This window comes from Microbispora sp. H10836, assembly GCF_012999525.1.
In the GTDB taxonomy this organism is placed as follows: Bacteria; Actinomycetota; Actinomycetes; order Streptosporangiales; family Streptosporangiaceae; genus Microbispora.
In genome coordinates this window covers 108986-121503 of record NZ_JABBWU010000017.1, presented here as the reverse complement: position 1 = coordinate 121503, position 12518 = coordinate 108986, and the positions used below count along the sequence as shown (strand labels likewise).

The 12518-nt window shown below is 71.6% G+C and carries 11 protein-coding genes; 6 read left to right on the top strand and 5 right to left on the bottom strand.

The window, feature by feature from the left end; all coding sequences use genetic code 11:
- Window positions 1-58 precede the first annotated feature (58 nt).
- Genes HHX30_RS28290 through HHX30_RS28280 form a run of 3 tightly spaced genes read left to right on the top strand, consistent with a single transcriptional unit; the run spans window position 59 to window position 3998 of the window.
- Window positions 59-595 carry a PadR family transcriptional regulator gene (locus HHX30_RS28290; RefSeq protein WP_169985303.1) on the top strand — a complete coding sequence of 179 codons (537 nt, stop codon included), beginning with the start codon at window positions 59-61 and terminating at the stop codon, window positions 593-595.
- Complete coding sequence (locus tag HHX30_RS28285; RefSeq protein WP_169985301.1) at window positions 592-1368, top strand: ABC transporter ATP-binding protein; 777 nt, start codon at window positions 592-594, stop codon at window positions 1366-1368. Before HHX30_RS28290 ends, HHX30_RS28285 begins: the two co-directional genes overlap by 4 nt.
- Window positions 1365-3998, top strand: a complete 2634-nt coding sequence (locus HHX30_RS28280; RefSeq protein ID WP_169985299.1) for an FtsX-like permease family protein — start codon at window positions 1365-1367, stop codon at window positions 3996-3998. The genes HHX30_RS28285 and HHX30_RS28280 overlap by 4 nt, the downstream gene beginning before the upstream one ends.
- A 36-nt stretch (window positions 3999-4034) precedes the next feature.
- On the opposite strand, the gene HHX30_RS28275 is transcribed toward HHX30_RS28280, so the two are convergent.
- From HHX30_RS28275 to HHX30_RS28260, 4 genes are all read right to left on the bottom strand, one after another.
- Window positions 4035-4874 (bottom strand): sugar phosphate isomerase/epimerase, encoded by an 840-nt coding sequence (locus tag HHX30_RS28275; protein ID WP_169985297.1) that lies wholly within the window; start codon window positions 4872-4874, stop codon window positions 4035-4037.
- 84 nt (window positions 4875-4958) lie between these two features.
- A complete protein-coding gene (locus HHX30_RS28270) occupies window positions 4959-5792 on the bottom strand; it encodes a carbohydrate ABC transporter permease (RefSeq protein ID WP_311922895.1) in 834 nt (277 codons plus the stop codon).
- Window positions 5789-6667, bottom strand: a complete 879-nt coding sequence (locus HHX30_RS28265) for a carbohydrate ABC transporter permease (RefSeq protein ID WP_169985293.1) — start codon at window positions 6665-6667, stop codon at window positions 5789-5791. The genes HHX30_RS28270 and HHX30_RS28265 overlap by 4 nt, the downstream gene beginning before the upstream one ends.
- Window positions 6668-6693: 26 nt before the next feature.
- Window positions 6694-8019, bottom strand: a complete 1326-nt coding sequence (locus HHX30_RS28260; protein WP_169985291.1) for an ABC transporter substrate-binding protein — start codon at window positions 8017-8019, stop codon at window positions 6694-6696.
- A gap of 331 nt (window positions 8020-8350) precedes the next feature.
- On the opposite strand from HHX30_RS28260, the gene HHX30_RS28255 reads away from it, so the two are divergent.
- From HHX30_RS28255 to HHX30_RS28245, 3 genes are all read left to right on the top strand, one after another.
- Window positions 8351-9355 (top strand): SIS domain-containing protein, encoded by a 1005-nt coding sequence (locus HHX30_RS28255; protein ID WP_249350530.1) that lies wholly within the window; start codon window positions 8351-8353, stop codon window positions 9353-9355.
- A gap of 100 nt (window positions 9356-9455) precedes the next feature.
- Complete coding sequence (locus HHX30_RS28250) at window positions 9456-10355, top strand: PfkB family carbohydrate kinase (RefSeq protein WP_169985287.1); 900 nt, start codon at window positions 9456-9458, stop codon at window positions 10353-10355.
- A 12-nt stretch (window positions 10356-10367) separates the two neighbouring features.
- On the top strand, window positions 10368-11462 hold the full coding sequence (locus HHX30_RS28245; RefSeq protein WP_169985286.1) for a LacI family DNA-binding transcriptional regulator: 1095 nt from the start codon (window positions 10368-10370) through the stop codon (window positions 11460-11462).
- Window positions 11463-11474: 12 nt separating this feature from the next.
- Here HHX30_RS28245 and HHX30_RS28240 read toward each other — a convergent pair whose 3' ends face one another.
- A complete protein-coding gene (locus tag HHX30_RS28240; RefSeq protein WP_169985284.1) occupies window positions 11475-12515 on the bottom strand; it encodes a sulfotransferase in 1041 nt (346 codons plus the stop codon).
- Between the last annotated feature and the right edge of the window lie 3 nt (window positions 12516-12518).

The following is a 12518-nucleotide window of genomic DNA, read 5'->3' as shown; positions in this document are numbered from 1 at the left end:
TCGCCATTTCCCGGTGATCCGCTGACAGCGGCATACTCAGTATGCATACTGAGTATTCATGTCGGTACGACACGGCCTGCTCGCCCTGCTGAGCCGGGGCCCGCGCTACGGCTACCAGCTCAGGGCCGAATTCGAGGCGTCCACCGCGACGACCTGGCCGCTGAACATCGGACAGGTCTACACGACGCTGTCCCGCCTCGAACGCGACGGCTTGGTGGCCCGCGACGACCAGGGCGGCCAGGACGAGCAGGGCCGGGTCCGGTACGCCATCACCGCCGAAGGCCGCGACGAGCTCGGCCGGTGGTTCGCCAAACCCGTCGCCCGGGCCGACCGGCCCCGCGACGAGCTCGTCATCAAGCTCGCGATGGCCGTCACCACGCCCGGCGTCGACGTGGCGGCGGTCATCCGGGCCCAGCGGTCCGCGACGATGCGGGGCCTGCAGGAGCTCACCCGCGCCAAGCGGAGCCTCGACGCCTCCGCCGAGGCCGCACAACGCCTGGTCGTCGACTCGATGATCTTCCATGCCGAGGCCGAGCAGCGCTGGCTCGACCACTGCGAAGCCGTCCTCGCCCGTCCCTCCGAGGAGAATCCGTGACCGAAAACCGATCTCCGGGCCGGTTACCCGAACCGGGCGGCCACCCGGTCGTCCGCCTGACCGGTGTCGTACGCGTCCACGGCGAGGGGACCGGGGCCGTCCACGCGCTGCGGGGCGTCAGCCTGGACGTCCACGCCGGCGAGCTGGTCGCGGTGATGGGCCCATCGGGGTCCGGGAAGTCCACCCTGCTCAACCTCGCGGGCGGGCTCGATCGGCCGTCGGAGGGGTCCGTGCTCCTCGAAGGCCGCGAGCTGCGCACACTGTCACCCAGGCAGCTGGCGGAGTTGCGCCGCCGGAGCGCCGGCTACGTCTTCCAGGACCTCAACCTCATTCCGTCGCTGACGGTCGCCGAGAACGTCGCGCTGCCGCGCGAGCTGGACGGCGTCCGTGCCGGTACAGCCAGGCGGGAAGCCCTGGAGGTGCTGGAGGAGATCGGCCTCGCGGACCTGGGCGACCGGTTCCCCGACGACCTGTCGGGCGGGCAGCGGCAGCGGGCCGCCATCGCCCGGGCGCTCGTCGGCGAGCGCCGCCTGCTCCTCGCGGACGAGCCGACGGGCGCCCTCGACACCCGGACCGGCGACGAGATCATCCAGGTGCTCCGGCAGCGCGCCGACGCGGGGGCCGCCGTGCTGCTGGTCACGCACGAACCCCGCTACGCGGCCTGGGCCGACCGCGTCGTCTTCCTCAGGGACGGACGGATCACCGACTCGTCCGGCGCGGACGACACGGACGACACGGAGGGCACGGGCGGCTTGGGCGCGGTGAGCGCATGATGAGGGGCCTGCGCGCGGCGCTGCGAATCTCCCGCCGCACCGCCTGGCGCTCCAAGGGACGCAGCGCGCTGATCCTCGCGATGCTCGCGCTACCCGTCGCCGTGGCCACCTTCGCGCTGACCGCCCTGGCCACCATGTTCGCCGAGCAGCACGGGCACTACCCACTCGGCCGGGCCGACGCGCTGGTGCAGGGCGCCCACGGGCTGGAGGGGATCAGCCAGGACGTGTGGGGAGGGGAGATCCACGGGGCGCGTCGCACGGACGTCACGCCGTACACGCGGGCGGAAGTCGCCGGGCTCCTCCCCGGCAGCCGTCTGATTCCGGTGTCACAGCAGTTCGTCCGTTATCTCGCCCCCGGAGGCTACGAGACGGGCACCATCCGGCAGGTGGATCTGCGCGACCCGATGTCCCTGGGCACCTTCCGGCTCGTCGAGGGCAGGCTTCCCGCCGCTCCCGGCGAGGCCGTCATCTCCGCCCCGAAGCTCGACGCGCAGGTGAGGCCGGGCGCGACGCTCCTCGCCGGGGAGGACCGGCGGCCGCTGCGGATCGTCGGCGTCGCCCTGTTCGCGACGACGGGGATGTGGCCCGACGTCGTCGCCTTTCCCGGCAGCCTGCCCGAATCCGCCTTCGAACTCGCCGATCCGGGTCAGATGACGCACAGCTGGCTCGTGGACGCACCGCGCCCGCTGTCGTGGGCCGACGTCCGGCGGCTCAACGCGCGCGGCCTCCTGGTCGTCAGCCGGGCGGAGGTCGAGCGCGCTTCGGCGGCCGAGCCGCGCTACGACCTGAGATTCGACTCCTCCACCCTGCCCGTGCTCCCGTGGACCGGGATCGCGCTGTTACAGGTCGTCCTCGCGGCCGGGCCCGCCTTCGCCGTCGGCCGGCGGCGCCGGGCCCGCGAGTTCGCGCTCGTCGCCGCGCAGGGCGGCTCCCCCGCGCAGCTCCGCATGATCGCGCTGGCCGACGGTCTGTTCTTCGGCGTCGCCGGCTCCGTGGCCGGGGCCGCGATCGGCATCGCGGCGGTGCCGCTCGCGATGCCCGGTCTCGAACTGTGGACGCAGAGGCTGGCGGGCCCGGTCACCGTCCTGTGGACTCCGGTGGCGCTGATCGCGGTGCTCGGCGTCGTCGCCGGGCTGCTGGCCGCCCTCGCCCCGGCCATCGGCGCGGGCCGTACGGACGCGGTGGCGGTGCTGTCCGGCAGGCGCGAGCGGCGCCGGGACCGCGCGGGCCGGCCGCTGCTGGGGGCGGTGCTCGTCGTCGCGGGCGTCGCGGCCACGGCGGTGAGCGCCCGGTACGGCGTCCACTGGGTCGCCGCCTCGGCGCTGCTCACCCAGCTGGGGCTGGTGGCCCTGGTGCCTGCCCTCGTCGCGGTGGTCGGCCGGGTCGCCGTCCGGTTCCCCCTGCCGCTCCGCTTCGCCGCAAGGGACGCCGTACGCAACAGGGGCCGTACGGTGCCCGCCGTCGCCGCGGTGATGACCACGGTCGTGGTGCTCACCGCGGCGGGCATCACCTCGCAGACCGCGCTCGCGCAGAGGCCGATGAACGATCGTGACCTGCCGCAGGGCCCGACAGGCGCGTTGCGGGTCACCGGATCCGATCTGACACCGGAGCTGTGGGACCGCGTCCGCGCCGCCGTACGGCGGGAACTGCCGGCGGACGTGCCACTCGTGGAAGGGCGGGCCCTCGCGACGAAGGCCGGCCTGCCGCTCGGCGTCAACCTTCCGACGCCGCTCACCCGAGGGGATCTGCCGTTCCGCACGCTGGACGGGGAGAGCGGAGGACTGCTGGCCGGGGACGAGAGCCTGCTGCGCTACGTGCTGGGACGCGAGGATCCGCGGGCGGTGGCGGCGCTGCGCGCCGGGAAGGCCGTCGTGCTCAATCCCGCGGCCGTCCACGGGGACCGAATCGAGGTACAGCTGGTAAGCCGGGACGCGACGGCCCTGAGCGGGATCGTCTCCCTCTCCCTGCCGGCCGTCGGAGTGCCGCCCACCGGTCAGGGCTGGGCGCGTGCGGTGGTCGCGCCGGAGGTGATCGAGAAGGAGGGATACGGCACCGTCACCTCCGTGCTCGCGGTGAACCCGGCGGACTATCGGACGCCGCGGGCTACGGCGGACCGGATCGCCGCGGCGGTGGAGGCCGTCACGTCCCACGCGACGGTGCGGCTCGAGTCGCGGCGCGGGCCCGCCGACGACCTGGTGGTTCTGCTCGTGCTCGCCGTGGCGGCCGCCGTGCTCGTCCTCGGGATGACGTTCGTCGCGACCGCGCTGGCCGCCGTCGAGGCCCGGCCCGACCTGGAGACCATGGCCGCGGTGGGAGCGGACCCGCGGGTGAGGCGGGCCGTCGTCGCGGGCCAGGCCCTGGTGATCGCGCTGCTCGGCACCACCGCCGGCGTGCTGGCCGGCCTGCCGCCCGGCATCGCCGCGGCTCTGGTCCCCTCGCGGAGGGAGGCCTGGATGCTGGTGCGGCCCGACGGAGTGCCTATTCTGGTGCGGCCCGGGGAGACGCCCACGCTCGTGGTCCCGTGGCCGCTCGTCGGCCTGCTCCTCGTGGCGCTCCCCCTGCTGGCCGCTCTCGGCGGCGCGCTGTTCACCGGGTCGCGCCTGCCGCTCCCCCGGCGCAGGGTGACGTGACCCCGCGCCGGGACCGGCCCGCCGTGTGCCCCGGGCTCACCCGCCGGCCCGGCCGGAGGCGGCCCGTACGGCGGACAGGCAGCGCTCCACGACGGGCCGGGGAGCGAAGGCGTAGGTGCCGTCGCCGAACAGCTCGAAGGTCATGAACCCGTCGTATCCGCGCCGGGAGAAGGCGGCGAGATACTCGGCGAGCGGCAGCTCTCCGTCGCCCCACGCCAGGTGCCCGGCCGGGCGGCCGTCGATCAGGTGCACGTGGCGGACGCGGTCGCCGAGCACGTCGAAGTAGTCGTCCACGCTCTCGCCCGCGACCGCCATGCCGACCGTGTCGAGCACGGCGGCGAGGTTCGGCGCGGCGACCTCGTCCAGCATCCGCGCGAGCGCCCGCGAGTCGTTGAGCACGTTCGACTCCACCCGCTGCAGGGGTTCGAGCACGCACGTCACCCCGAGGGCCGCGGCGTGCGCGGCGATCTCGCCGAGCGCGTCGGCGGAGCGGCGCCACCCCGCCTCCGGCGGCTCGTTCTCGTAGCCCCGGCCCGGCGTCAGCAGCAGGAGCTCGGCCCCGAGCTCCGCGCACAGTTCGGCCGCACGACGGAACATCGCGATGCTGGAGGCGCGCAGCCGGCTGTCGGGCGAGGCGATGTTGACCGGGTACATCACCTGCTCCGGGGTGAGGCAGCGCACCCGCAGGCCGCGTGAGGCGACCCGGCGGCGTACGGCGCGGGCCTCGGCGTCGCTCACCTGCGGCACGTGGAAGTGGGGGGCGACGCCCCACAGCTCCACTTCCTCGCGGCCGAGGCCGGCCGCGTCGTCCAGGAACCGGTCGAACGGCAGGTGCTGGTAGGAGAAGTTCGATCCGGTGATCCGGGGGAAGGACATCGGCGCTCCAGTCGTACGCGAGGGCTCTGCTGTCATTTGCCGACGTCGTCGGCCGCGCTCATCCGCCGACTCCGTCGGCAGGGCTCACTTCCCGACTCCGTCGGCGAGGCCCCTGACGATGTACCGCTGGCCGAAGAAGAACAGCAGCACCACCGGGACGGCGGCGATCGTCATGCCGGCGAACACGACGGGGAACTCGGTGCCGTGCTTGCTCATCAGGCTCATCAGGCCGACGGGAAGAGTCTGCACGCCGGCGCCGCTCGTGAACACCATGGCGAACAGGTACTCGTTCCAGGCGAACAGGATGTGCAGCAGGACCGTCGAGATGATGATCGGCTTGCACATCGGGAGCGTGATCCGCCAGAACGCGGTCCAGCGCCCGCAGCCGTCCATCTCGGCCGCCTCGTCCACCTCGCGCGGCAGGTCCAGCATGTACGCCCGGATGAGGAACGTCGTGAAGGGCACCCGGAAGGCCGTGTAGAGGATGAGCAGCGCCCAGAAGCTGTTGTACAACCCCATGGCCTGGAACATCTTCACCAGCGGCACCAGCGCCACGCTCGGGGCGAGCATCAGCCCGCCGAGGATCACCCCGGTGACCACCTTGCCGAACGGGATGTCCACCCGGGCGAGGCCGTACGCGGCCCACGCGCTGACGAACACGGTCGCGACGGTCGACGTCACGGTGACCAGGACACTGGTGGTGAGGTAGTTGCTCACCCCGCGGTTCCATGCCTTCTGGTAGCTGTCGAAGCCCCAGTGGGAGGGCAACGCGAAGGGGTTCCCGAAGATCTCCGCGTTGGTCTTGAAGCCGTTGAGCAGCATCCACAGCAGCGGGTAGATCACCACCACCGCGAGGCAGAGCAGGAACGCCCACAGGAGCAGCCGGGCGATCACCCCGAGGAAGCCGAGACGCGTCACCACTCCACCCTTCTCCTGCGCGCGACCCACAGTTGCGCGACGGCGATGGCGAGCGTGACCACGAAGATGACCGTCGCGATCGCGGCCGCGTAGCCGAAGTCGTTGCGGACGAAGCCGCTGCGGTACAGCCAGGTGCCCAGCACCTGGGTGGAGTTGTTCGGCCCGCCGCTGGTCATCACCATGACCTCGTTGAACACCTGGAACGCCCCCGAGATCGTGAGCATGATGATCACGCCGGTCATCTCGCGGACCAGGGGGACGGTCACGTGGAAGAAGCGGCGGATCGGCCCGGTGCCGTCGAGCGCCGCCGCCTGGTAGATCTCGCGGGGGATGCGCTGGATGGCGACGGCGAACAGCAGGGTCGAGTAGCCGAAGCCCTGCCACTGGCTCATCACCATGACCGCCGGCATGGCCGTGCCCTCCTCGCCCAGCCACGCGTGCCGGAGCCCGTCGAGGCCCACCGCCTGCAACAGGTGGTTCAGCAGCCCGAGGTTGGGCTCGTAGATGAAGTAGAAGAGCAGGCCGGCGACGGTCAGCGAGATCGCGCAGGGGATGAAGTAGATCGCCCGCAGGGCGCGCTGCCACCGCTCACTGCGCACGCCCTCGATGAGCGCGGCCAGCACGAGCGAGCCGAACACCTGGAAGACGATCGACACCACCGCGAACAGCACGTTGTTGCCGAGCGAGGTCCAGAAGACCGGGTCGTCGACGAGCTTGGCGTAGTTGTCCAGCCCGACGTACTCCTGGCTCCCGCTGAAGATGTCCCACTTGAGCGTGCTGAACCCGAAGTTCTCCACCAGCGGGAAGTACACGAACACCCCGACCAGCGCGAGGGCGGGGACCACCCACGCGAGCCCGGCGGCCCGTCTGCTCATGGCGCGCACCGGCCTGCCCTCCCCGGCTACTTCGCCGCAGCCGAGGCCTGGCGCACGCTCTCGAGCACCTGCTCGGGGGTCTTGCTGCCGGTGATCAGCGCCTCGCCGCCGGACAGCCACGCGTCGGCGACCTCGGGGACGGTGACCGTGTCGAGCCACGCGGCCAGCTTCGGCGCCTTGTTGACCAGCTCGATGCCCTCGTAGACCGCCTTGCTGGAGGTCTCGGGGGTGACGGCGCCGATGACCGTGCTGGGCTGGCCGTACGGCGGCGCCGAAAGCGTCTGGGCGTTCTTGGTGCTCGTGACGAACTTCATGAAGTCGACGGCGAGCGGGACACGCGGGGACGCGGCGTTGATGAGATATCCCTCGGGAGACCCCTCGACGATCGTCGCGTCGCCGGCCGCGCCCTGCGGCGCCGGAAGCTGGAAGATGCCGAAGTCGTCGACGGGGAGCTTGCCCTCGGCGGTCTCGTTGTCGAACTCCAGGATCTCCTGGTAGTACATCGCGGACTTGCCGTCGGCGAACGCCTCCTGCGCCGAGGAGTACAGCACGCCGTTGGTGCCGGTCTTGGTGTCGGTGCAGGTGTCGACGAGGGTCTTGAAGCGCGTGAGGGCCTTCACGTAGCCGGGGTCGTCGAGCTTGGCCGTCGCGGGCTTGAGGTCCGCCTCGAAGGTGGCCGTCGGCACGTCGTACGCGAAGAGCTGCTGCATGTAGTGGAGGGCCGGCCAGCCGTCCTTGTTGCCGAAGGAGATCGGCTCGTACCCGGCCTTGCGCAGCGCCGTGCAGCTGTCGATCAGCTCCTCGAGCGTCTTCGGCACCTCGACCCCGGCCTTGGCGAACGCGGCCTTGTTGTAGCCCATGAACTTGCCGTTGCCGTACAGCGGGATCCCGTAGTACTTGCCGTCGTAGGCGAAGGCCGACAGCGCCCCCTCGCTGAAGGTCTTGCCCCACTCCGTGCCGGGACCGATCACCTGGGTCAGGTCCGCCGCGCGGCCGCCGCGGACGAAGTTCTCCGCCCAGGTGCCGGTCCACGTGAAGTAGACGTCCGGCAGGGCGTTCGACGCCGTCAGCGTCTTGGTCTTGTCCTTGATGCTCTGGTCGGTCTCCTGGATGAGCTCGATCTTCACCCCGGGATGGAGCTTCTCGTACTCCGCGGCCAGGTCCTCGAAGTACGGCTCGAGGGGGTCACCGGCGAACTTCGTGAGGATGCTCAACGTGCCCGAGTAGTCGGGGCTGGCGGCGACGTCTGCCGCGGGAGCCTTGTCCGCCTGGCCGCCGCCGGTGCATCCGGCCAGGGCGAGCACCGACGTTCCGGCGAGTGCCGCGAACGTCGTCAGTGCGCGAGGGCGCATGGGCTTCCTTTCTCTCTCAGGGGGGAGGAGGGACCGCCGGTGCGAGAGCACCTCGGATCCGCCGGGACGCGCCGCCGGCACGACCCACTTGATGACGGGTGACTGTACAGAGCATGTGATACCGGTACCAGACCTGTTCACAAGAATTTTTCCTCCAGCGGCTCCCCGAGACCGCCTGTCTCGACAAAACAGCATGTCACAGGCGTATCGATGACCGGAATCCGTCTCCCTGTTGACGCCTGCCCGTCAGGTGTGCCAGCGTGACCACCGCGTGATACCGGTATCAGGCAGCAGGGCGCCCCGGTCCGCAGGCAATCCCCGAAAGGACGCGATGATGCTCGGATTCAACGAGCCGGAATTCCTCTCCCAGATGGCGAGCGCGGTGGCGCTGCGGCCGCAGATCGAGGAACTGGTCGATCGGCTCGTGGACGAGGGATTCGACAACCTCTACCTGGTCGGCGCCGGCGGCACCTACGCCCAGATGTGGCCGTACGAGCGGCTGGCCCGGCAGCGCTCCACCTTCGACGTGCGCGCGGTGATCGCGGCCGAGCTGATCGCCGCGGGCGAGGCGGCGCTGGGCGAGCGGTCGGTCGCGATCTTCACCTCGGCCTCCGGCACCACCGACGACACCGTGCGGGCCATCGAGTACTGCAAGGCCAAGGGCGCCTACACGATCGGCATCACCGGCTACCCCGAGTCGCCCGTCGCCCTGAATGTGGACACCGCGCTGATCACCGAGCCCAAGGCGTGGCCGTTCGACCCGCAGATGCTGCTCTTCACGACCCGGCTGCTGTCCCGGCGGGGCGAGTTCGAGGGCTACGAGAAGCTCGCCGCCGAGCTCGGCGGCCTGCCGCGGATCCTGCTGAAGGTGGCCAGGCAGACCGAGCCCGTCGCAGAGAAGTTCGCCGACGAGCACAAGGACACGGGCTACTACTTCCTCATCGGCGGCGGCAACCTGTGGTCGTACACCTACCTGTACTCCATGTGCATCCTCGAGGAGATGCAGTGGCTGCACACCACGCGGGTGCACAGCGCGGAGTTCTTCCACGGCTCGCTCGAACTGCTGGAGGAGGACACCAGCGTCCTCGTCTTCCAGGGTGAGGACGAGGGGCGGCCGCTGACCGACCGCGCGGCGGCCTTCGCCAGGCGCGTCTCCAAGGACGTCACGGTCCTCGACACCAAGGACTACCCGCTCGAGGGGATCAGCCCCGAGTTCCGCGGCCTGCTCGGGCCCCTGGTCATGGACGTGGCGACCGGCCGGCTGAGCAAGCACCTGGAGAGGGTGCGCGACCACTCCCTCGAACTGCGCCGCTACTACCGCGTCATGGACTACTGACGGTCATCCGTCGCCATCCCCCGCTCACGGCGCCGCGCCGGCCGCGCGCCCCCAGGGCCCCCGCGTTCCCCACGCGGGGGCCCGCCTTGAAGGAGAGTCCATGAGAGTCCTCGGCTTCGGCGACAACATCGTCGACCGGTTCCTCGACCGCGGCATCGAATACCCCGGCGGCAACAGCGTGAACGTGGCCGTCTACGCCCGGCGCCTCGGCGCCGACGCCGCCTACCTGGGCGTGTTCGGCGACGACGACCTCGGCGGCTTCATCCGCGAGTCGATCGCCGCGCAGGGGGTCGCCGTCGACCGCTGCGCCGTACGGGCCGGCGAGAGCGGCGTCTCGACCCTGCGCGTCGACGATGGCGACCGGGTCTTTCTCGGCTGGAACGGCGGCGGCGTCACCACCAGGGAGCCGATCGTCCTCGACGACGGCCTCCTCCGCTACGCCGCCTCCTTCGACCTGGTGCACTCCAGCGTGTACTCGGGCAGCGAGAGCGAGCTGCCGAAGCTGGCCCGGCTGGACACGCTGGTGAGCTACGACCTGTCCAGCGAGGACGAGTACCGCACGCCGGAGTACCTCGACCGGGTCTGCCCGCACGCCGATCTCGTCCTGCTGTCGTGCTCGCACCTCGGCGAGGACGCCACGCGGGTCCTCCTGGCCGACGTCGTACGGCGGGGTGCGACGCTCGCGCTGGCGACCCGGGGCGAGGAGGGCGCGATCGCGTACGATGGCCGCGTCCCCCTCACCACGGCGGCGGTCCGCGTGGAGGACTCCCGGCTGATGGTGGACACGATGGGCTGCGGCGACGCCTTCCTCGCGGGGTTCGCGGTGTCCCTGCTGCGCGCGGGCTGGCGCGCGGGCGCCGCGCCGGCCGGCGACGTGATCGCGACCGCCCTGCGCGACGGCGCGCGGTCGGCCCACGACCAGTGCCTGGTCGAAGGCGCTTTCGGCCACGGGCGGCCGGTGGTCGCTACCATGTCGCCATCCCGCGATCTCGAGAAGTGAGGGACGCCACCCATGCCAGCTGACCGGGGCCAGGCCGCCGGGCGGCCCACGATCTCCGAGGTGGCGGCCGAGGCGGGTGTCGGGCGGGCGACCGCCGCCCGCACGCTCGGCGGGTACGGGCATGTCAGCCCGGAGCTGCGCAAGCGCGTGCTGGAGGCGGCCGAGAAGCTCGGTTACCGCGCCAACGCGCTGGCCCGCAGCATGTCGACCGGGGTCAGCCACACCATCGGAGTGATCGTCGCCGACATCGGCAACCCCTTCTTCGCCGGAGTGGTGCGCGGGATCTGCGACGCCTCCCGCGCCCGCGGCTTCGACACGATCGTCCTGAGCACCTACGAGGAGCTCGACGAGGAGGTCGCCGCGATGAACGTGCTGATCGACAAGCGCGTCGACGGCGTCATCGTCGCCTCGGCCGCGCTGAGCGGCCGGGACGTCGGTCACGTCAAGGAGGCGCTGAACCGCGGCGTCCCGGTCGTCCTCGTCGACCGGGCGGTCCCCTCGCTCGACCTCGACGCGGTCGTCATCGACAACCGCGACGCCGCCCGCGAGGCGGTCGAGCGGCTCATCGCGGCCGGGCACCGGCGGATCGGGTTCGTGTGGGGGCCGCCCGTGCCGGAGCCGCCGGCGACCCGGCGCGAGCTGCTGGCGGCGGCGTCCCGCAACCTGTGGACCGACGGCGAGCGCCTGCGCGGCTACCTCGACGCGCTCGACGACGCCCGGATCCCCTTCGATCCCCAGCTGGTGATGGTCGGGCGGAAGGTCGAGGAGCGGGTGACCGAGGAGGTCGCACGCATGCTCGCCCTGCCGGACCGCATCACCGCGTTGTTCTGCACCGAGACCGAGGCGGTGACGGGAGCCCTGCGCGCCCTGCGAGCCGCCGGGCTGTCCTATCCGCGCGACGTCGCCCTCATCGGCTTCGACGACAGCGCCTGGGCGGCGGTCATGGACCCGCCGCTGACGATGATCGAGCAGCCGGTGCACGATCTCGGCGCGAAGGCCGCCGAGGTGCTCCTCGACATCGTGCGGGGGGCCGAGCCCGGCAGGCAGACCCACACACTGCGCTCCCGTCTCATCGAGCGCTCCTCGGTCGCCCCTCCACCCGCGTAGGCGCCGTGAGGGTCAGCGCGGGATCAGCTCGGCGGAGCGCTGCTGGGGGAGGCCGGCGAGGCGCCGCTGCCCCTCGGTGAGCAGGGCCGCGATCGGGCCGGGCTCACGCAGCCGGGTGAGCCGGTCGCGGTTGTACTTGCGCAGCCGCGCCGTGCGGCGCTTGACCGCCGCCGCCTTGAACGCCGCGACGTGCTCGCGGTCGGCCTTGCGCGCGCCGCTCAGCTCGTAGCCGTACGCCGTGAGCCGCTCGCCGAGCACCTCCTCGCACAACGAGATCTCCCAGGGCTCCAGCCGGGAGGCCCACTTGCCCGAGTGGGCGGTGGTCACCTCCTCGTGCGTGTTGCTGTGCCACACCTTGTGCTTGGGCACGGCCAGCTCGGCCATGTGACGGGGCTCGCACATCTCCGGGTCGTAGTCCTCGCCGATGAACACGCACAGCTTCTTCAGCTCGGTCTCCGGGTCGGCGGTGAGGTCCTCGTACCGCAGCTCGTAGAAGCTGTCGGCGGGCAGCTTGCGGGCGTGCCGCCGGCCGAAGTCGATCGCCTCGGCCCAGTTGGCCATGGCGTGCACGGCGTCCGCCTTGTACCAGGGCATCTGCTTGAGCGAGGCCACGCAGTCGCGGCCGTCCCTGACGAGGTGGACGAACTGCGCGTCGGGGAACATCCGCATCAGCATCTCGACGTGCCGGTAGTAGCTGGGCCGCTTGTCGCCCCAGCGCGGCTTGCCGAAGCGCTCGGCGTAGCTCTTGAAGACCATGCCGACGACCGAGCCGAAGCTGCCCGGGCCGAGCATGGCCGCCTGGACGAAGTCGGGGCGGCTCAGCCCGAGCTCGTGGAACTTCGTGGTGCGGCCCTCCGCGATCCAGGTCGCCAGCTTGCGCCTGTTGTCGGCGAGCCGCATGTCGCCGTACGCCCGGCGGGAGAAGTAGGCCGGGACGAGGAACCGCGTCTCGGGCGGGACCGCGATGCGCGGATGCGAGTGCAGCATGAGCTGCAGCATGGTGGTGCCGGAGCGCGGGCAGCCGACGACGAAGACAGGTCTGTCCGAATGCATGAG